We start from the raw sequence: 21,442 nt of genomic DNA, 5'->3' as shown, positions 1-21,442 counted from the left end.
GGTAGATGAGATGAAGATTTGCTTTTTAGGAGATGGTAATAGTATTCATATTAGAAGATGGTTAGATTTTTTTCATGAAAGGGGTCATGAAGTACATTTAATAACTTTTTCTAATGTGGTCCACAAAAATATTATTGTACACAAAATAGGCAATTTTGATATAAATATTAGCGGTGGTAATTGGCAGTACGTTTTTTCAACAATGCAAATTAAAAAGCTAATTAAAAAAATGAATTTTGATATAATAAATGCGCATTTTGTAACTAGTTATGGGTTTTTAGCATCACTATCTGGGGCAAAGCCTCTAGTAGTATCAGCCTGGGGTACAGATATACTTGTGGCACCTAAGAAAAATAAGATATATAAAGCTATTACAAAATATGCATTAAATAGTGCACAGCTAATTACATCGGACTCGAATTTTATGAGTGAAGCAATACATCAGTTAACAAACACTGATGTATTGACTGTGCCCATGGGAGTTGATCAATCTTTGTGCTATAAGGATAGAAAAGAAAGCACTGATGAAATTAAAATTTTAAGCTTGCGTACTGTTAATGTGAATTCCAATATTGATATAATTGTAAAAGCATTTGCAAAGCTACTTGCAAGTAATGAAAAATATAAATTTAAATTAATAATAACTAATGATGGACCAGAAATGGAAAATATAAAGGCACTTGTAAAACAGTTGAATGTGGAAAAAAATGTTGATATTAAAGGATTTGTAAATAGAGATGACTTAATAGATCTTCTGTATTGTTCACATATGCATATTACTATACCAGATTCAGATTCAACATCTGTAACACTACTCGAAGCTATGGCATCAGGTATAATAACCATTGCTTCAGACATACCTGCAAATAGAGAGTGGATCCATCATAAGAAAAACGGGTTAATTACAGAAAATATTGATGTTGAAAGTCTTAAAACATCTATGGAGCTTGCATTGAATGATTCAGAGTTTAAACAAAAGGCTTCTAGATTAAGTAGAGAAGTTATATTGAAAAAAGCTATTTGGGATCAGAACATGCAATTGGTGGAACAGAAATATTTAGCTTTGCTAAAAAACAATTAGTTTAAACTCAATTAGGAGTGATAAAATGAATGGTGAAGAAAATGTAAAAGTATCTGTAGTTATTCCCTGCAGAAATGAAGAAAAATACATAGGAAAATGTCTACAATCCATAATAGATCAAAGCTACGGAATGGAAAATATTGAAATTTTTGTTTGTGATGGCTGTTCAAATGATAGTACTTTGGATATAATAAGTGAATATAGCCTTAAATATCCTCAGATAAAATTAGTAATTAATGAAAAAAGAGTGGCACCTACAGCAATGAATTTAGGAATAAAAGCTGCGGTAGGCGAAATAATTGTAATTTTTGGTGCTCATGCCTATATGGATAAGGATTATATAAAAATATGCATAGAAAAACTAAAAAGTGAAGACATTGCTTGCGTGGGTGGAAGAATTATAAACATTAGTGAAGACAGTACGGCAGAGGCTATATCACTTGCTATGGCCTCACCATTTGGTGTAGGAAATGCACTGTTTAGGTTTTCAAATGTAGAACAACTTGTTGACACCGTTGCTTTTGGAGCTTATAAAAGAAGTATATTTGATGAAATAGGATATTTTGATGAAGAGCTTGTACGGAATCAAGATGATGAATTGAATTTTAGAATTACTAAAAGTGGCAATAAGATACTTCTAGCCCCTGATATAATATCTCATTATTATACAAGAGGATCTTTTAGTAAACTTTGGACACAATATTTTCAGTATGGTTTTTGGAAAGTTAGAGTAATTCAAAAACATAAAAAACCATCAGCAGTAAGACACTTAGTTCCATTATTATTTGTCCTCAGTTTAATGGGGGGAACCTTATTAAGCCCATTTTCTAAGATTGTTAGATATTTATTTTCGACAGAAATATTACTATATTTAGCAGGTGCTATTACCTTCGCCTTAAAGGCTTACAGTGGGAAAGTAAAAAATGCGCCTAAGATGATATTGTCATTTTTGATATTACATTTAAGCTATGGAATAGGATTTTTAGAGGGATTAATAGTGTTTTACGTTTTGAAATCTAATAAATCTGTTGAGAAGAACACAAAATCATCAAGATGATTTTTATCAATTGAAATGAGGTGGAGAAGTGGATTTATCTAAAAAAATTTTATTTTTAACAACCTGTGCTTACATTATGTTATTACCATTAATTCCACAAGACATTGTACTTGCAGGAATACCTTTTACTGATTTACTTTTAGCGTTGTTAATCTTTGCATATATTGTAAATTTAGTAATGTCTAAGAAAAGTAGAGAAAATTTTATTAATGCACTAATAGATTTCTTCACAGATAAATTGAGTATATTTATGGCCATATTACTTGCCATAATGTTTGCATCTACAATTTATGCTGTAGACAAAACACTAGCATTAACTGAAAGTGCAAGATTTACATCTTATGTCTTTATGTATTTTGTTATAAAGTATGAGTTCAATAATAAGAAACAAGTTAAAATTCTAATAAGATGCTATATATTTATCTCCACTGTACTTTGCAGCATAGGTATTGTGCAATATTTTACAAGATTTGGATTAGATGAAAAATATGTAAAAGCGTTTTTATTTGAAGGACATATAAAGATATCTTCTACACTTTCTCATCCCAATGCTTACGCTGGTTATTTGATTTTAATAATTTTCCCAATTATTATGCTAAGTATTTATGAGAAAAATAAAAACAAAAAAATCTTTTATATACTACTTTCTATATTAGTCTTTACAAATATACTTATGACTTATTCTAGAAATGCATTATTAGGTTTTGCATTAGGGTTAGTAGTACTTGCACTACTTTATAGCATTAAAATAATTTTTGCCCTTGGAGGTTTTGGGGTCTTAATTCTTTTAATTCCTTCTGTTTTTCAGAGGGTTCAAGATATTTCTAATTCATCCCAAAATGTGTCAAGGATAAAGCTTTGGAAAACAGCACTAATGATGATAAAGGAACACCCAATACTAGGAGTTGGAAACGGAAACTATGTAACTCAATATGACACTTATATTCAAAAATATAGATTGGATTATAACTCATATACCCATTATCCAGCTCACAATTCATATTTGAAAGTACAAAGTGAACTTGGTATAGTTGGAATAGTTTCTTTCTTAGGAATAATAGTAACGGCATTATCTAGAGTTAAAAAATTATATAACACAGCTAGTGATAAGTTTAATAGAGCATTTTATATGGGTGTAATGGCAAGTATGGTTGCTTTTCTATTTATGAATTTTTCAGATAATTTATTTTTTGTACCTAAAACGACAACTTTTTTTTGGTTTTTGTTAGCTACTGCAGAGGCACTATTGCATAGCAAAAGTTCTAACATAAATTCATAAAAAAATACTAATATATTATTAAAGGCAAAAGGTAGGAGTAAATATGCAAAACAATACTATTGAAATTGATATACAAAAACATATACATGATAAAAAGCTTCATTTTATTATGAAACGCCTAATGGATATAATTCTATCCACAATAGGAATCATAATTTTATCACCATTATATTTAGCATTAATAATTGCAATAAAATTAGATTCAAAAGGACCTGCGTTATTTAAACAAATCAGAGTTGGTAAGGATGGCAAAGATTTTACTATTTATAAATTTAGAACTATGATAGTTCAAGCTGAAAGTAAAAGAGAACTTAATATAGACCCAGATGATTTAGAAAATTTCGTATTTCAAAGTAAGTCAGATAATAGAATAACAAAACTCGGAAAATTCTTAAGACGCAGCAGCTTAGATGAAATTCCACAACTTTTTAATGTTTTGTTTGGACAAATGAGTCTTGTAGGTCCTAGACCTGAAATACCTGAGGTAGTTAATTATTATCCGGAAAACTATCGTCAAAGATTTCTAGTTCTGCCTGGTATTACTGGTCTTGCGCAAATTAGTGGAAGAGGAGAGATTGAACTGGGAAAAACTATTTCTTATGATCTGAAATATATTATGGATTTCACTCTTGCATTAGACATAAAAATCCTCTTTTTAACAGTGTTATCTGTATTTAAAAAGGAGGGTGCTTATTAAGCATTTACTAAAGTTACCGGTGATTTAATCACTTATTATATATGATGCATTTTTGTGGAAAATCTACAAAATGTAGATTATTGGAGGAGTTTTATGATAACAAAAATTTTTCAATATGAAATTTTTAATGACAACATGGAATCATTGCTGAGAAGTATAAATAATTTTGAAAAAGTACACATTATTTCAGGAAATCCAGAAGTGCTAAGCAATGGACTACAAAATAATATATTGTTTGATAATTTCACTAGTAAAAATGCTATCATCATTCCAGACGGAATTAGCACTGTAATATGTTCAAAAATTGTAGGGCAACCGGTGAGCGAAAAAATTGCTGGTATAGAACTTATGGACTCTTTAGTAAAAAAATGTGAAAGTGAAAACCAGGGAATATATTTGCTAGGCGCTACAAAGGAAACAGTAGATATGTGCAATATTAATTTGCGTACTAAATATAGAAAGTTAAATATTCTAGGAAGTCATGATGGATATTTTGAAATAGACAATTGTGAAGAAATATTGCAGGAAATAGAAAAGGTTAATCCTAAGATTTTATTTGTTGCAATGGGATGTCCAAGGCAAGAGTTATTCATAGCAAAATATATGGACAGACTTCCTTGCAGTGTATTTATGGGTGTTGGAGGAAGTTTTGATATTATAGCTGGTAATCTTAAACGTGCACCTAAATGGATGATTAGTATAGGACTGGAATGGTTATATAGGGTTGCTAAAGAGCCCTTTAGAATTAAAAGATTGTCTTCTATACCTAAATTTATTTTAATGGTTATAAAGGATAAGTATAAACGCAAATAATTTGAAGCTATAAAGAGGAGTACAAGGAGGGGATCCACATTAAAGTTTTACATATCATATCTGGTAATGATAATGGTGGGGGTGGAAACCACGTATTAAACATATGCAATAAATGTAATGAAAATTTTGAAAACATAATTGGTTGTGTGGGAGAAGGTCCACTTTACTCAAAAGCTAAAACTATAGGTGTTAGCTTTAAACTTTTTACAAATAAGCTTAACAATATGGAACTAGTCCATTATATAAACCATAACTCTATAAATATAGTGAATTTCCATGGTGCGAAACCATTTTTAATGCATCTAATTCTAAAAAGAAAATTAAATGTGCCTACAGTAGCTGTAATTCACAGTGATTTTAGATATGATTTTCTCAATAATAAAGTAAAATATTTTATTTTTACTCCTCTTAGTATTAGGGGGTTAAAAAGCTTTAATAATTATATTTGTGTATCAAATAACTTAAAGAAATTATTAGAAGAAAAAAAGTTTGCGGGAAGCAAAGCAGTTGTAAACAATGGTATAGATATAAAAAAAATTACTGTTGTGACCTCAGCCCAAGATATGCGAAATGATTTAAAATTAAACCAAAAGGATTTTGTATATGTTATGGTTGCAAGATTGCATCCTATAAAAAACCATAGGGAAGTACTACTGGCATTTAGCAAATTAATGCTTGAATTCCAAGATGTAAAATTACTTTTAGTTGGTGATGGGGAGCTTAGACTGGAATTAGAGAAGTTAATAGTGGAATTAGAACTAGAAAGCAAAGTTATTATGACTGGAAATGTAATAAATCCCATAGACTACATAAATTGTTCTAATGTTAGTGTTTTGGCTTCTTTAAGTGAGGGTGGAGCACCACCATTAACTGTTTTAGAATCAGGAATTGTAGGAAAAACTTTGATTTATACTGAGGTAGGAGACTTAGAGTCCATATTAGATGAAAACAGCGGATATAAAATAGAAAACCAAAGCAATGAAAATATTTACGAAGCTATGAAAATAGCGTATTTAGATGTTAATAATTTAAATGCAAAAGGTGAAAATTTATATAGCATTGTTGTAAAAGAATTTACTATAGAAAAGTTTTGGGAAAATTATTTTAGAATTTATAAGAGCATACTAAAAAATAAATAGTGTGCTTTTTAATATAATTTCTTTTTATTAAAATTAATAATAAAGAGTTGTGGAATGATAATCTACAAATTTATAAAAAATGGAGTGTAGGATGAAAGAGAACAAAGTTTTAAAAAGTTCAATGATTGTAATGTTGTTTGTAATACTTGGAAAGGTGCTAGCTATAGTACGAGATAGCTTAATGTTTTCTAAATTTGGAACTTCTTATGCAACAGATGTATATGTATGGTGCTTTGGTGTGGTATTTCTCTTTACTAGTTTAGGCTATGGACTTAGTACAACTATAATACCAATTCTTACGGAATACATTGAGACAAAAGAGTTAAAGGAGAGAAATAGTTTTGTAAATAATGTGACTAATGTTTCCATGATATTAACTGTAATTATTACAGGAATTGGTATATTATGTTCTTATTATATAGTGTATTTTTTTGCAAATAATTTATCAAAGGACCCAATTATATTTAACCAAACCGTAAAAATACTAAGAATAATGTTCTTATCAGTGCTATTTTTACCACTTGGAGGCATTGTGGCAGGGGCACTTCAAGCTCATAAAGAAATCTCTATTCCTTCTGCAATGGCGGCAGCATCAAATTTAATATACATAATTTATTTAAGCTTATTTGTAGATAGATTTGGTCTTACAGGCTTTGCAATTACAACGGTACTTGCTTTTTTCGTACAATTCGTGATTAATGTGCCAAAGTTTAAAAAGCTAGGGTACAGGTATAAAATAGAAGTGGATTTTAAAAATAAAGACCTCCAAAAAATGTTATTATTAATGATGCCAATTATAATCAGTACTGCAACCATGCAATTTAATTTATTTATAAATAGATCCTTTGCCATGAGCTTATATGAAGGAGCTACTTCAATTCTTGAAGCTGCAAATAAGGTAACATTACTTACATATGAGGTTTTTGCTGTAGCAGTTTCAATGATAATATATCCAATACTTTCTACATTTATAGTTCAAAATAATTATGGTGAGTATAAAAAATCCTTAGTTAAATCAATTAATATAATAAATTTAGTTATGATACCTGCAGCAATTGCAATAGTGATATTAAGAGAACCATTAATTAGTGTATTGTTCTTAAGAGGGAAATTTACCATAGGTAATGTTAAATTAGTTTCTACGGCATTAATATTCTATTCGCCAACTATGATAGCTTATGGGGTTCGAGACATATTAAATAGAGCATTTTACTCTGCAAAGGACACTAAAACACCAATGATTTATAGTGTGGTTGGTGTTGTAATAAATATTATTCTTAGTGCTATTTTGTACAGGTATATGTCAGTACCAGGACTTACATTATCATCATCAATTTCATCTGTAGTTATTACTTTGATGTTACTAATTCAAATGAATAAGAAATTTAAGGGAATTGATTTTAATTCAATGATTAAAACGGTATGGAAAATATCTATAGCATCTATTATTATGGGCGTTGTAGTATACTTTATTAAAAAAATATTTATAATGTACTTGGCACCAACTTTTATAGTTAATGCGATGATTTTACTTCTATGCTCAATCCTAGGGATGATATTCTATTTTTATTTAACAAACCTTTTAAAAATCAAAGAGTCTATGTATTTATTGGATGTTTTCAAGCAAAAAATTGCAAAAAAATAGCTACATTAATTATGCAATAATTACACATACTAAAATTAAAGGAGTGTGAGTATATGCAATTTTATGATGTAGTCAAATCAAGAGAAAGTATTAAAAAATTTAAGAATACCCCCATAAATGCAGAAAAATTAGCTAGAATGATTAATGCTGCCATGATGTCACCTTCATGGAAAAATAAGACTTCTTACAAATTTATTCTAGTTGATGAAAAAAGTGAACTAGAACAAATTTCTAAAGCTATAATGAATAAGGATAGTTCAGCAGCACAGTCAATACTAGAGGCTCCAATGACAGCTGTTGTAGTTGCAAATCCAGATAATTCTGGTGAAGTAGAAAATAAAGAGTATTATTTAGTGGACAGTGCAATAGCTATGGAACATTTTGTTTTAGCTGCTACGAATGAGGGCTATGGAACTTGTTGGATTGCTGCAATTAATGAAGAGCTTATTAAAAACACATTATCAATTCCAAAGAATTATAAAGTAGTTGCCATAACTCCTATTGGAGAAATTGTTGAAAGTAAAGAGCATAATGATAAAAAAGATATGAAGGATTTTGTATTTATGAATTCTTGGGATAATCCTTATTCTGAGAAAACTGAAAATTAGAACACTGAAAGTGAGTAAATCAAAATAAACGTATTTAAAGTAATAGTTAAAGACCCTATAGCTGCAAATGCAGAGCTAGGGTCTTTAATTTATTCAAGATTAACTTAGCGCTATTATTTATACATAAATGATGAAAAACTTACATAAAGGTGATACAATTTAGAAGCTATTAAATTGCTATTTATATAATTTGAACGTAAGGGAGATTACTATGGAAAAAACAAAAGGAATTTTATTTATTATTTTATCTGCTATTTCCTTTGGACTTATGCCAATCCTTGCAAAGTTATCATATAGGGGAGGTGCAAATGCATATACCACATTATTCCTTAGGTTCTTTTTCGCGGCAATTATGCTTTTGTATTATTTGAAATCTAAAAGGATATCTTTAAAAATAACTAGAAAGCAATTATTTTTAGTAATAATAATAGGGGTTTTCGGCTTTGCATTTACGTCTACAAGTCTATTTATGTCTTATAATTATATAAGTATTGGAATGGCAACTATGATTTTCTATACATACCCTGCTATAGTTACTTTATTTTCCTACGTGTTTTATAAGGAAAAAATGTATCCTAGAAAAATCATATCCTTAATTATTTCTACAATAGGTATCTATATTTTAATTGATAGAGGAAGTGCTAGCTTTAATTTAATAGGGATAATACTGGCAGGTATAGCTGCAGTAATGTATTCATTGTATGTGTTAGGTGCATCTCATAAGGAATTTAGGGTTATAAACAGTTATGTCTTAACCTTTTATATCTCCTGTGCATCTGCTGCCTTCATGTTTATGGCAGCAATCACTACTGGAAATTTTGATATGCATATTTCTTTTTATGCGCTTGTGGCAATTTTATTATTATCATTAATATCCACAGCGGTAGCACTAATGGCATTTTTAGAAGGTGTTAGAATAATAGGTCCTTCCAAGGCTTCAATTTTTAGTACTATTGAACCTATTGTTGCATTAACTCTAGGAATAATAGTTTTAGGGGAATCTATATCAGTTAGGATTATCATTGGAAGTATAATGATTGTATCATCTGTAGTGATATTAACAAGAGAATAATTAGAGGTTTAAACCCTTTGCAAATCTATTTTGATAGATTTATATCTTAATGTGTAACAGTTTACCCTAGTAATACATTAACGAATTAACAATATTCGTAATATTCAATATGAATTTTAAAGAGGGTTATTGGAGGTACATAAAGAATATTAATACTACTAACTAAATTATAAAAGCTGGAGGGAAAATATATGACAGTGATACAAATTAATGGAAATGATCTTACTTTAGAGCAAATAGTGAAAGTTGCAAGAAAAGGATACAGGGTGGAATTAACTAAAGAGGCAGAAGAAAGGGTTATTAAATCTAGAAATATTGTAGATGAAATAGTAGATAACAATAAAGTTATTTATGGTATTACCACAGGGTTTGGTAAATTTAGTGATGTAACAATATCCGGAGAAGATTGCAAGAAATTACAAAGGAATCTAATAATTTCTCATGCTTGTGGAACTGGAAAAAGTTTTTCAAATGAAATTGTAAAAACTATAATGTTACTCAGAGCAAACGCTCTTGCAAAAGGGTATTCTGGAATAAGACTAAGTACACTAAAAACATTAATAGAAATGATTAATAAAGGAATAAATCCAGTAATTCCTGAAAAGGGATCACTTGGAGCCTCAGGAGATTTAGCACCACTGTCTCATATGGTTTTGCCAATGCTTGGAGAAGGCTCTGCAGAATTTAATGGCGAAATTTTACCTGGAAAAATAGCAATGGAAAAGGCAGGCTTAGAAATAGTAGAGCTTACAGCTAAAGAAGGTTTGGCACTTATAAATGGAACACAAGTTATGACTGCAGTGGGAGCACTAGCTGTATATGATAGTATTAATTTATTGAAAATAAGTGACATTGCAGCGGCATTAAGTTTAGAAGCACTTAGAGGTATAAGAGATGCTTTTGATCCGAGAATACATATTTTAAGACCACACAGAGGTCAAATGCAAACTGCTAAAAATATTTTAAACCTAACAGAGGGAAGTACATTTATAACCTCTCAAGGAGAGATAAGAGTACAAGATGCTTACTCACTAAGATGTGTACCTCAGGTTCATGGTGCAAGCAAAGATGCATTAGAGTATATTAAAAGTAAGGTGGAAATTGAAATTAACTCCGTTACGGATAATCCAATAGTTACAGAAGAAGGGGATGTTATCTCTGGAGGTAATTTTCATGGACAACCTATGGCAATAAGTTTTGACTTTTTAGGAATAGCAATGGCTGAAATGGCTAGTATTTCAGAAAGAAGACTAGAGAGACTTATTAATTACCAACTAAATGATTTACCAGCTTTTTTAGTAAAAGAGGGCGGTTTAAATTCAGGATTTATGATAACTCAATATGCAGCGGCAGCCTTAGTGTCTGAAAATAAAATTTTAGCACATCCAGCATCTGTTGACTCTATTCCCTCATCTGCAAATCAAGAAGATCATGTAAGTATGGGAACTATAGCAGCTAGAAAAGGCAGAGATATTATTGAAAATGTTCAACGAGTTTTAGCAACTGAGATTTTGGCATCCTGCCAGGCTATAGACTTTAGAGAAGGCTATACTTTAGGGGTAGGTACAAAGGAAGCTTATAAAGTGGTTAGAGAAAAAGTACAGTTTATTGAAAGAGATGTGGTTATGTATATTGAACTCGACAAAGTTACTAATTTAATTGCAGATGGATCAATAGTGGAAAGCGTAGAACAAAAGGTAAAGGTAATAGTTTAAATTACAATAGCTAAATTATAATAAAAAATAAACTTTAGGGGGAAAATAAAATGGCAAGAATAGTTGAATGTATACCTAATTTTAGTGAAGGAAGAAATAAAGTAGTAATTGAAAAAATAGTTGATGCAGTTAGAAACGCAGAAGGAATAAAGCTACTGGATTATTCATCAGATAGTGATCATAATAGAACTGTTGTTACTTTCTTTGGAACACCAGAAAGAGTAGAACAAGTTATTTTAGACATGGCAGCAAAAGTTTATGAAAATATTGATATGACCCTTCAACAAGGTGCACATCCTAGAATGGGAGCACTAGACGTAGTTCCTTTTGTACCAATTAGTGAGGTAACTATGGACGAATGTGTTGCACTAGCTAAGAGAGTAGGTACTGAAATAGCTAGTAAATTTGATGTGCCAGTATATCTATATGAAAAGGCAGCATCAGCACCTCATAGAGAAAATTTAGCTGTAGTTAGAAAAGGACAATATGAAGGATTTTTCGAAAAAATCAAAGAAGATAAATGGGCACCAGATTACGGCAAAGCTGAAGTCAATGTAAAGGGTGGTTGCGTTGCAATTGGAGCAAGAGTACCACTAGTAGCTTTTAATGTAAATTTAGGTACTGATAACATCGAAATTGCTGATAAAATTGCTAAAACTGTTAGAAACCTTGGTGGAGGTTTAAGATTTGTAAAAGCTATGGGCGTAAAACTTGAGGATAGAAACGTAGCTCAAGTATCTATGAATTTAGTTAATTATGAAAAAACAGCAGTTTATAGAGCTTTTGAAATGGTTAAGATGGAAGCAAAACGTTATGGTGTTCCTGTAATCGGAAGTGAAGTTATTGGACTAGTGCCAATGGAAGCACTAATTCAATGCGCAGAATACTATTTACAAATAGAGAATTTTTCAATGGATCAAATTTTAGAAAAGAGAATTTGGGAATAAAATTTGAAATTTACTACATATAAACTGTAATAGCATGGTTATTACAGTTTATATAAAATGGAGGAAAGTATATTGGATATTATAATAAAAAATATTGGATGCCTAGTTACTTGCGAAGGAAGCTATAGAAAAAAACGTGAAGAATTTAAAGATGCTAAAATTAAAAAAAATGGCTATTTAGTCATTGAAAATGACAAAATAAAAGCAGTAGGAGAAGGAGAGGGATACAAAGAATATCTAACTAGTGAGTGCACAGTTATTGATGGAGAAGGGAAAACTGTTACACCTGGGCTTATAGATCCACATACCCATGTTGTATACGCTGGTTCAAGGGAAAATGAATTGCCATTAAAGCTAAATAAAGTTGGATATATTGAAATGTTAAATAGTGGTGGGGGAATACTAAGTACCGTTGAAAACACTAGAAATATTAAAATAGATCAACTTGTAGAAGAAAGTAGAAAAAGGCTTGATATAATGCTTAAGCATGGTACTACTACTGTTGAAAGCAAATCAGGATATGGTCTTGATTTACAAACAGAGGTTAAAATTTTAGAGGTAAACAAAATTTTAAATGAAACTCATCCTATAGATGTAGTATCTACATTTATGGCAGCACATGCGTTGCCAAAGGAATACAAAAGCGATAGAGAAGCCTATATTGGAGAAATAATTAATAATATGATTCCATATGTAAGCGAAAATAAACTTGCAGAGTTTATTGATTGTTTTTGTGAGAAAGGCGTATTTTCAGTAGAAGAGTGCAGACGGATTTTAACAGCTGGGAAAAAATTTGGGTTAAACATAAAAATCCATGCAGATGAAGTTGAAACAGTAAAAGCTGCAGAACTTGCAGGGGAACTAAAAGCTACATCAGCAGAGCATTTAGTTGCAGCTTCAGACGAAGGCATAAAAGCGTTAGCAGAAAATGATGTGGTGGCTGTACTATTACCATCGACTTCCTTCTATTTAATGTTAAATCATTTTGCTAGAGCTAGAAAAATGATAGAAGAAGGTGTGGCTGTATCCCTAGCTACAGATTGTAATCCTGGCACCTCGCCTACAGAATCATTACAGACAGTTATGACCTTTGCTTGCTTTGGAATGAAACTGTTCCCAGAAGAGATTATCAATGCAATGACAATAAATGCGGCTTGTGCCATTAATCGCGAAAGTGAAATTGGAAGCATTGAAGTAGGTAAAAAAGCTGATATCGCTATATTTAATAGTAAAAACTTAAATTACCTAATATATCATTTTGGTGCCAATGCTATCGATACAGTAATAAAAAACGGAAAAATTGTTGTAAAAAATTAAATAATATTAATCATGCATTGACAATGGGTAACTAATGATTAATAATGTAATAGGCATTATTAACACCTTGAAAAAATATCAAATTCCTATAATATACACTTTATATATTTGTGTTTTGAGAAAGGAGAATATAAAATGTTAGATGAAAAAACTGTAAGAGAATTTATTAATGAGTTAGGTTCAAATTCACCTGCGCCAGGAGGTGGAAGTGTTGCAGCCCTTGGAGCATCGCTGGCCAGTGCTTTAGGTGCTATGGTGTTTAATTTAACTGTAGGTAAGAAGGCATACAATGAATATAGCGATGAAGATAAAATGCTTGTTGACAAATACCTCGAGGAATGCCTTAAACATAAGGACAAATTTTTAGATCTAATGAACAAAGATACAGAGGTTTTTTTAATTCTCATGTCAGCTTTTAAACTTCCAAAGGAAAGTGCGGACGAAAAGAAAATAAGAAGCGCTAAAATCCAAGAAGGATATCAAAAAGCATTAGAAATCCCACTAAGTGTTGCAGAAGAATCATACAAAATATATGAGTATGTTAAAATAGCAGCCAGGTTAGGTAACAAAAACGCAATTTCAGATGCTGGCGTGTCAGCTTTAATGCTTCAAGCATCCATTGAAAGTGCAATTTTAAATGTTAAAATAAATCTTTCTAGTATAAAAGATGAAACTTATAAACAAGAGATTACTGAAAGATGCAATGAATTAGTAAAACAGGGAAGAACAAAACGTGACGAAATACTATCTGTTGTTGATGAAAGTATGTAAGCACATTCAAAAAAAATAACAAGTCAGTATGATAGCATACTTGACTTGTTATTTTTTTCTTTCACCATAGTGTGCATTTATGATATACTTTAAAAGAATTTTAATATACTTTCAAGGCAGATAGATGGGGGATAATAAATGCTAGATTTGTTTCAACAGAAAATATGTGAACTTTATAATATTATTTTAAGTCCAATAGATGATATGTTTAAAATAACTGCGTTAGAAAACTATAAAAGGGAAATAGAATTTTCACATCAGAAAAGCTTTGGCAGTGCTTATTATGAGTTTATTAAAAACAATAAAGAAAAAGGCACAGTGTACACTCCAGAACCCATATCTTCTTATATGATAGAAAACACCATAAAAGCGGGGCAGATAGTAGAGAACCCCTATATAAAGATTGTGGACCCTTCTTGTGGCACAGGAAATATATTAATTTGTTGTTTTAAATTTCTTAGAAATTTATATGTGGATAATTTAAATATAATTAATGAAAAAAACGGATTGGATTTAAATTTAGAAAGTCTTGATGAGCATATAATAACACATAATTTATATGGGTTTGATATTGATGATATAGCTACAAAAATTCTTATTATAGATTTATATGATTTAAGTAAGGGTAGCATATGCAATAATATTTTTAATATGGATTTTTTATTATATGAAAGTGAACATAAATATGACATTTTTATAGGCAATCCACCTTATGTGGGTAAAAAATCTATAGATAAGGTATACGCAGACCATTTGAAAGTTAGATACAGTGAAGTGTATAGTGATAAAGGGGATCTATCCTATTGTTTTTTCAAAAAAGCATTAGAAGACCTTGAAAATGGAGGAAAGCTCACTTTTATTACTTCTAGGTACTTTTTAGAATCACCTAGTGGAGAGGATTTAAGAAAGGTATTAAAAGAATTATGCACAATAGACAAAATTATTGATTTTTATGGCATAAGGCCATTTAAAAATATAGGAATAGACCCTGTGATTTTATTTATAACAAATTATCAAAATGAGGATAATGAAATTCAAATCATCAAACCAATATCCGTAAAAAGTAAAAATAAAAATGAATTTTACAATAGTATATTTCTGAAAAATGGAAATAATAAGTATAATAGTTTTATCCTTAATAAAAACAAATTAAATAACAAGGGCTGGATTTTAATAGATGAGACGCAGAGAAATATAATAAATAAAATAGAACAAAAGTGTTTTACACATCTAAGTAATATATGTAATAGTTATCAAGGTGTAATAACGGGTTGTGACAAAGCTTTTGTGGTAAGTAATGATACTTACCTAAATGAAAATATTGAAGTAAATTTAATAAAACCTTGGATTAAGAGTAGTTACATAGAAAAAAATTCCGTTTTAAGAAGAGATAGTTACATAATATATTCAGATTTAATTAATAATCCAGATGAGTATCCAAGGGCCATAGCTCATATTGAAAAAAATGTGGAAAAACTATTAAAAAGAAGAGAGTGCGAAAGAGGTATTAGGAAATGGTACGAACTTCAATGGGGTAGAGATCAAAATATATTTGAATCAGAAAAGATAATTTTCCCTTTTAAAGCAAGTAGTAATAGATTTGCTCTTGACAAGGGAAGTTATTTTAGTGCGGATGTATATGCATTGATATTAAAAGAAAATGTACCTTTTGCTTATGATTTCTTATTATATTTATTAAATAGTAAAATCTATGAATTTTACTTTAAGACCTTTGCAAAAAAACTCGGTGAAGATGCTTACGAGTACTATCCAAATAATTTAATGAAATTATGTATACCAGTTACCATAGATTTTGTAGGTAAAGACGAGAATTATTTATATGATTATTTTGGCTTTAGTGAAGAAGAGAAAAAGATTATACAACGTGGAGTATAATCTTTTTCTCTTTTATTTTATTCAATAATCATCTGCGATGCTACAATATTATTATCATATAATGTATTAAATGAATGCAAATGGGTATAATATAAAAAAAAGTTTAAAAATTATAAAAAAAAGAAGGAAAATTATGTAATTGGTAGAATATATAAGAAAGGTATGATATTTATACAAAACTAAAAAAATATTCTAATTTAGAATGATTCAAGGGGGAAGAATATGCATTTAAATTTTGAAAATAATGGAGATAAATTAATTGTTTACATGTCGGGAGAATTAGACCATCATAGTGCTGAAGAAGTAAGGAATATGATAGACGATCGCTTAGACCGAAATAGCTATAACAAATTAATTATGGATTTTGAGGGAGTGTCCTTTATGGATAGTTCCGGTATTGGAGTGGTTATTGGAAGATACAAAAAGTTACATATGAGAAGTGGGAAAGTATGTGTAACAAACATTAAATCTTCAGTAAAAAGAGTGTTTGAGTTGTCCGGAATGTTTAAAATCATCATGCTATATGATGATGTTGAACAAGCTGTAAACAATATTTAGTGGGGGGATTAATATGGGTCACAATAGAATTAAAATCGAATTTTTAAGTAAATCCCAGAATGAAGGTTTTGCAAGAGTAGCAGTAGCAGCATTTGCGGCGCAATTAGATCCAACAATTGAAGAAATTAGCGATGTCAAAACTGCTGTATCTGAAGCAGTTACCAATGCTATTATCCATGGATATGATAGCGAAGAAGAAATGATTACAATAGAAGCTATTATTAATGACAATGAATTAACAGTGATAATCAGCGACCTGGGAAAAGGAATTGACGATCTAAAGATTGCTATGCAACCATTATATACTTCCCGTCCAGACTTAGAGAGGTCAGGTATGGGTTTTACTGTAATGGAAACTTTTATGGACAGCTTAGAAGTAAAGTCTGATAAAGGTAGGGGAACAAGTATAATAATGAAAAAAATATTTAATCCTTTATGTTAGGTGGAATATTATGGATCAAAAAATAGTTAAAAAAAATAATTATAATTATGAAGACAATATGCAACTCATTCAATTAGCTAGAAATGGAGAACCAGGTGCATTAGATAAACTAGTAGAGATGAATTTACCATTGGTTTCATCAATTAGTAAAAAATTTCTTAATAGAGGATACGAGTATGATGATATATTCCAAATTGGATGCATTGGTCTAGTAAAAGCAATTAACAATTTTGACACTAAGTATAATGTCAAATTTTCTACCTATGCAGTACCAATGATAATGGGAGAAATCAAAAGATTTCTTAGGGACGATGGAATTATAAAAGTAAGCAGAAGTGTTAAAAATACTGCAAGGAAATTACATTATGATAAAGAGACACTAACAAAAGAATTAGGTAGAGATCCTACTATTGAAGAATTGTCAGTTTTTTCTAACATAGAAAAAGAAGATATAGTATATGCACTAGAGTCTGCGAGTAACATGCAGTATTTATTTGATACAATACACCAAGATGATGGAGCACCAGTACTGCTGATAGATAAATTAAGTGAAAAATATGAAGAAGATAATGAGGTTTTAGATAAAATTGCACTTAAAGAAGCACTTAGAAAACTGGATGCAAAATCAAGGCAAATAATTATGCTTAGGTATTTTAAAGATAATACTCAAATTCAGGTAGCTAAAATGATGGGCATCAGCCAAGTACAAGTATCAAGAATAGAAAAGAAAGTATTGAAAATAATGAAGGAAAAATTGAGTGGTTAAGATGAAATATAGATAAACAATTTCAATGTTTTATTTTGAAATTGTTTATCTATAAATGATTCTTATTTTTTTTGACTAAAAATCATATAATTGCAAATAATAACTTAGTAATAAACTATATTGTAAAAACATAATTCACTATAATTAATAATGTCCATTTTAGAGAAGGACAAGGAGGATATTTAATGAAAGTGGAAGAAAAAACTATAAGGAAAAAATTTGAACATCTTAATTCTAATAAAATTCCTAGGCCTAATTTACTTATGCATTGCTTTAATGCCTTTTGGGTTGGAGGATTTATATGTGTAATTGGACAATTTGTTAGTGATTTTTTTTCTAGAATGGGTGTTCCCAGTGATGAACTAGGGACTTATGTTTCCATAGTTATGGTCTTTCTAGGAGCTATACTTACGGGCATAGGAATATATGATAAGCTAGGTGATTTTGCAGGAGCAGGTTCTGTTGTACCAATTACTGGGTTTGCAAATTCCATTGTTTCCCCAGCAATGGAATTTAAAAAAGAGGGTTTTGTTTTTGGTGTAGCGGCTAAAATGTTTACAATTGCAGGACCTGTTTTAGTATATGGTATTGGTTCCTCTGTAATTGTGGGGATTTTATATTATTTTTTAAGGTGGTGATTAAAAATGGGTAGGAGAATTGGAGTTCAAACAGTAGAAATTCAAAGCAAACCTAGAATTATTGGTACATATAATGTAGTGGGACCTAAGGAAGGTAAAGGGCCATTAAAAGAATATTTTGATAGAATTCTACAAGATGATCTTAATGGAACTGAGAGTTTTGAAAAAGCTGAAACTAGTTTATTGTATACAGCTATTACAGAGAGTATAAAAAAAGCAAAACTAAAAGAAGTTGACATAAATTATCTACTAGCAGGAGATTTACTAAATCAGCTAATCTCTTCAAGTTTTGCAGCTAGAGATTTGAATATACCTTTTCTAGGACTTTATGGGGCCTGCTCAACTATGGCAGAGTCTTTAAGTATAGGTTCAATGATAATGGAAGGAGGCATGGCTAATTATGTTGTAGCGGCTACTTCTTCACATTTCTCATCAGCTGAAAGACAATATAGATTGCCATTAGAGATGGGAAGTCAGAGAGCTCCAACGGCACAATGGACGGTTACAGGTGCTGGAGCAATGGTTTTGGGTAAAAAAGGTGATTTTCCATATGTTACACATGTTACAACTGGAAAAGTTAAAGACTATGGGATAACAGATGTAAATAATATGGGGGTTGCCATGGCACCAGCAGCTGTGGATACTATTAAACAACACTTTTTGGACACGGGCAGAAAACCCTCGGATTATGATATTATTGCTACTGGAGACCTAGGTATGGTAGGAAGAAAGTTTACAGAGGAATTACTCTTAGAATATAAGTATAATATGAAAGGGCATTATATTGACTGTGGTGAGGAAATTTTCAATGCTGAAAAACAAGGAACAAATGCAGGTGGTAGTGGTTGTGGCTGTTCGGCAGTGGTTGCAACAGGATATTTATACAAAAACATGCTAAAGGGGAAATTTAAAAGAATGCTTCTAGTGTCTACAGGTGCACTCCTAAGTCCTACTTCATCTTTGCAGGGAGAAACAATACCTGGAATAGCACATGCCGTTTGTATAGAGTTTGGAGGTGAATAAATGAATGAATAATTACATTATGACTTTTATAGTGGGTGGTGCAATTTGTGTAATAGGTCAGATACTTATGGATACTACTAAATTAACTCCAGCTAGAATATTAGTTGTATTTGTAACTGGTGGAGTAATACTAGGCGCATTAAATATATATGATGTGGTTATAAAATATGGCAAAGCAGGTGGAAGTATACCACTGCCAGGCTTTGGCTGTAGCTTAGCTAAAAGCGTAATGAAGGAAGTAGATAAGGTTGGTCTTATAGGAGCATTTACTGGAGGAATAAAAGGTACTGCGGGAGGTATTACTGCTGCAATTTTCTTTGGATATATCATGGCATTAGTATTTAATCCTAAAACTAAGGGATAAAAAAACTACTATCAAATATTAAAATTTGATAGTAGTTTTTTATTATATAGGAAACAGCTTGCGGAAGCCGCTGTGGATAACATTCTAGCTAAAAGATATATAGAAAAAATCAGATAAATATGAGATGATTAAATCATGAGAAAAAATAAGATTACCATAAAACAAATATTTGAAGATAATTATTCAAAGTTTTGGAAATTGAATAAAGAAAAGTATCCTGAAAAGATGAGAGAACATATGAATATCGAAGTAATGAAAATGATAGGATGTGGAGATATTTCATTAGGTTTTGTTGCGTACATATGTTTAAAATGTCTGGAAGTATTTAAAATAGGATTTACATGTAAAAGTAGGTTTTGTAGTAAATGTGGTAAAAAATACATAAGCGAATGGGTAGAGAAACAAGTAAGTAAAATCTTGGATGTTCCACATAGGCATTGTGTTTTTACGATACCGACTGAGTACAGAAAATATTTTTTTTGGAATAGAGAGAGTCTGAAAGACCTGCAAGACATGGTATATGAGGTTATAAATGAGTTTGCAAATGGTGTAAACTATAAAAATAGAGAAGAATATAAAAAGAAGAAAAGAAGCAAAAAAGGTGGAGTGCTTTGGCAAAGTGGAATGATTGGCGTAGTGCATACTTTTGGAAGGAATATAGGGTTTAACCCACATGTGCATGCATTGGTTCCAGAAATAAAAACAAGGGATAATGAAGTTAAGGATATGGAATTCTTTGACTATAAATATTTTAGAAAAGTTTGGCAGTACAAATTAATAAATTATATGGTTAGTAAAAACCCAGATAAAAAAGCAGAGTACTTAAAAATGTTCAAAGATTATCCTAACGGATTTTACATAAATGCCAAATCAAGAATGAAAAGTGCAAGAGGTGCAGCAAGATATATCGGTAGATATTTAGCAAGACCTGCGATAGCAGAATATAGAATACTTAGCTATGATGGGAAAAATGTAACGTTTTGGTATAAGAGTCATGAAACTAATGAGAGAGTAGAAGAAACAGTTACGGCACAAGTGTTTATAGGCAGGTTACTAATGCATATATCGCCTAAATATTTTAAAATGGTTAGATTATATGGAGTATATGCTGGAAGTATAAGTATAAAGATTAGAAAATGTTTTGGTTTATTGCAATACATAAAAAGTGGGCTTAAAGCAATTCAGTACACATTAAAAATAAATTGGAAAAAGGAAATAAGAAAAATGAAGTATAGAGAATTAATGATTATTAATTTTTCTAAAGATCCAGGGAAATGTTCAAAATGCGGTCAGCTAATGGAGTTATTCCAAATTTGGCACAGAAAGTATGGGTATATTTATGATATGGGAACGTATTAAAAGGATTTTTAAAATTAAAATGGATGAAAGGGAGATACCATTTCAAACAGAGGGGCCCGATAAGATGATACTTTTTAAATGTAAGAAATGTGGGTATGAAGAAGAGGTACCAGAATTTGTTGCGTTTGAATGTTATACACCTGAGGAATTTGACAAGAAGAGTGGTAGTCCTATTGTTCTATGCCCAGAATGTGATGCAAATATGATAATTAAAGGACGATGAAATTATCATATTTGCTTGGCATAAGGGTTTTT

At 30.6% G+C, this 21,442-nt stretch carries 22 protein-coding genes; all 22 read left to right on the top strand.

Annotated features, from left to right (window positions below; translation table 11 throughout):
- The first annotated feature begins 10 nt into the window (after nt 1-10).
- The 22 genes from G9F70_RS13680 (at nt 11) to G9F70_RS13575 (ending at nt 21,410) form a co-directional block, all read left to right on the top strand.
- Nucleotides 11-1,081 (top strand): glycosyltransferase family 4 protein, encoded by a 1,071-nt coding sequence (locus G9F70_RS13680; protein ID WP_164943518.1) that lies wholly within the window; start codon nt 11-13, stop codon nt 1,079-1,081.
- A gap of 25 nt (nt 1,082-1,106) precedes the next feature.
- The gene (locus G9F70_RS13675) at nt 1,107-2,138 is read left to right on the top strand and encodes a glycosyltransferase family 2 protein (protein WP_164943517.1); all 1,032 of its coding nucleotides are present in this window, start codon (nt 1,107-1,109) and stop codon (nt 2,136-2,138) included.
- A 28-nt stretch (nt 2,139-2,166) separates the two neighbouring features.
- Nucleotides 2,167-3,417, top strand: coding sequence for an O-antigen ligase family protein (locus tag G9F70_RS13670; RefSeq protein WP_164943516.1), 1,251 nt, complete (start codon nt 2,167-2,169; stop codon nt 3,415-3,417).
- Nucleotides 3,418-3,460: 43 nt separating this feature from the next.
- Nucleotides 3,461-4,114, top strand: coding sequence for a sugar transferase (locus G9F70_RS13665; RefSeq protein ID WP_164943515.1), 654 nt, complete (start codon nt 3,461-3,463; stop codon nt 4,112-4,114).
- A 93-nt stretch (nt 4,115-4,207) separates the two neighbouring features.
- Nucleotides 4,208-4,927, top strand: a complete 720-nt coding sequence (locus G9F70_RS13660; RefSeq protein ID WP_164943514.1) for a WecB/TagA/CpsF family glycosyltransferase — start codon at nt 4,208-4,210, stop codon at nt 4,925-4,927.
- Between the two features lie 32 nt (nt 4,928-4,959).
- Nucleotides 4,960-6,066, top strand: a complete 1,107-nt coding sequence (locus G9F70_RS27310) for a glycosyltransferase (protein ID WP_411956019.1) — start codon at nt 4,960-4,962, stop codon at nt 6,064-6,066.
- Between the two features lie 91 nt (nt 6,067-6,157).
- Nucleotides 6,158-7,711 (top strand): murein biosynthesis integral membrane protein MurJ, encoded by a 1,554-nt coding sequence (gene murJ, locus G9F70_RS13650; RefSeq protein ID WP_164943512.1) that lies wholly within the window; start codon nt 6,158-6,160, stop codon nt 7,709-7,711.
- Nucleotides 7,712-7,764: 53 nt separating this feature from the next.
- Nucleotides 7,765-8,319: a nitroreductase family protein gene (locus tag G9F70_RS13645; RefSeq protein WP_164943511.1), complete on the top strand. Its 555-nt coding sequence runs from the start codon at nt 7,765-7,767 to the stop codon at nt 8,317-8,319.
- 211 nt (nt 8,320-8,530) lie between these two features.
- Nucleotides 8,531-9,391 carry a DMT family transporter gene (locus tag G9F70_RS13640; RefSeq protein ID WP_164943510.1) on the top strand — a complete coding sequence of 287 codons (861 nt, stop codon included), beginning with the start codon at nt 8,531-8,533 and terminating at the stop codon, nt 9,389-9,391.
- Nucleotides 9,392-9,582: 191 nt separating this feature from the next.
- Nucleotides 9,583-11,106, top strand: coding sequence for a histidine ammonia-lyase (gene hutH, locus G9F70_RS13635; RefSeq protein WP_164943509.1), 1,524 nt, complete (start codon nt 9,583-9,585; stop codon nt 11,104-11,106).
- 50 nt (nt 11,107-11,156) lie between these two features.
- Entirely contained in the window at nt 11,157-12,053 is an 897-nt protein-coding gene (ftcD, locus tag G9F70_RS13630; RefSeq protein WP_164943508.1) for a glutamate formimidoyltransferase, read from the top strand.
- A 78-nt stretch (nt 12,054-12,131) separates the two neighbouring features.
- Nucleotides 12,132-13,370 (top strand): imidazolonepropionase, encoded by a 1,239-nt coding sequence (gene hutI / locus G9F70_RS13625; protein ID WP_164943913.1) that lies wholly within the window; start codon nt 12,132-12,134, stop codon nt 13,368-13,370.
- Between the two features lie 135 nt (nt 13,371-13,505).
- A complete protein-coding gene (locus G9F70_RS13620) occupies nt 13,506-14,141 on the top strand; it encodes a cyclodeaminase/cyclohydrolase family protein (RefSeq protein ID WP_125003138.1) in 636 nt (211 codons plus the stop codon).
- Between the two features lie 138 nt (nt 14,142-14,279).
- The gene (locus tag G9F70_RS13615) at nt 14,280-16,037 is read left to right on the top strand and encodes an Eco57I restriction-modification methylase domain-containing protein (protein ID WP_164943507.1); all 1,758 of its coding nucleotides are present in this window, start codon (nt 14,280-14,282) and stop codon (nt 16,035-16,037) included.
- 222 nt (nt 16,038-16,259) lie between these two features.
- Nucleotides 16,260-16,595, top strand: a complete 336-nt coding sequence (gene spoIIAA, locus G9F70_RS13610) for an anti-sigma F factor antagonist (protein ID WP_125003144.1) — start codon at nt 16,260-16,262, stop codon at nt 16,593-16,595.
- Between the two features lie 13 nt (nt 16,596-16,608).
- Nucleotides 16,609-17,037, top strand: coding sequence for an anti-sigma F factor (gene spoIIAB / locus G9F70_RS13605; RefSeq protein WP_164943506.1), 429 nt, complete (start codon nt 16,609-16,611; stop codon nt 17,035-17,037).
- Between the two features lie 10 nt (nt 17,038-17,047).
- Nucleotides 17,048-17,803 (top strand): RNA polymerase sporulation sigma factor SigF, encoded by a 756-nt coding sequence (gene sigF / locus G9F70_RS13600; protein WP_164943505.1) that lies wholly within the window; start codon nt 17,048-17,050, stop codon nt 17,801-17,803.
- Nucleotides 17,804-17,988: 185 nt separating this feature from the next.
- Nucleotides 17,989-18,441 (top strand): stage V sporulation protein AC, encoded by a 453-nt coding sequence (spoVAC, locus tag G9F70_RS13595; protein ID WP_164943504.1) that lies wholly within the window; start codon nt 17,989-17,991, stop codon nt 18,439-18,441.
- Nucleotides 18,442-18,447: 6 nt separating this feature from the next.
- Nucleotides 18,448-19,464, top strand: coding sequence for a stage V sporulation protein AD (gene spoVAD / locus G9F70_RS13590; RefSeq protein ID WP_164943503.1), 1,017 nt, complete (start codon nt 18,448-18,450; stop codon nt 19,462-19,464).
- 4 nt (nt 19,465-19,468) lie between these two features.
- Nucleotides 19,469-19,828 carry a stage V sporulation protein AE gene (gene spoVAE, locus G9F70_RS13585; RefSeq protein ID WP_164943502.1) on the top strand — a complete coding sequence of 120 codons (360 nt, stop codon included), beginning with the start codon at nt 19,469-19,471 and terminating at the stop codon, nt 19,826-19,828.
- A 135-nt stretch (nt 19,829-19,963) separates the two neighbouring features.
- Complete coding sequence (locus G9F70_RS13580) at nt 19,964-21,187, top strand: transposase (RefSeq protein WP_224617359.1); 1,224 nt, start codon at nt 19,964-19,966, stop codon at nt 21,185-21,187.
- Nucleotides 21,156-21,410: a hypothetical protein gene (locus tag G9F70_RS13575; protein WP_224617360.1), complete on the top strand. Its 255-nt coding sequence runs from the start codon at nt 21,156-21,158 to the stop codon at nt 21,408-21,410. The genes G9F70_RS13580 and G9F70_RS13575 overlap by 32 nt, the downstream gene beginning before the upstream one ends.
- The last annotated feature ends 32 nt before the right edge of the window (nt 21,411-21,442 follow it).

It is taken from the genome of Clostridium sp. FP1, assembly GCF_011065975.2.
Classification (GTDB): domain Bacteria; phylum Bacillota; class Clostridia; order Clostridiales; family Clostridiaceae; genus Clostridium_AD; species Clostridium_AD tagluense.
The sequence above is the reverse complement of the archived record's forward strand: the minus strand, read 5'-3'. Positions and strand labels throughout refer to the sequence as shown.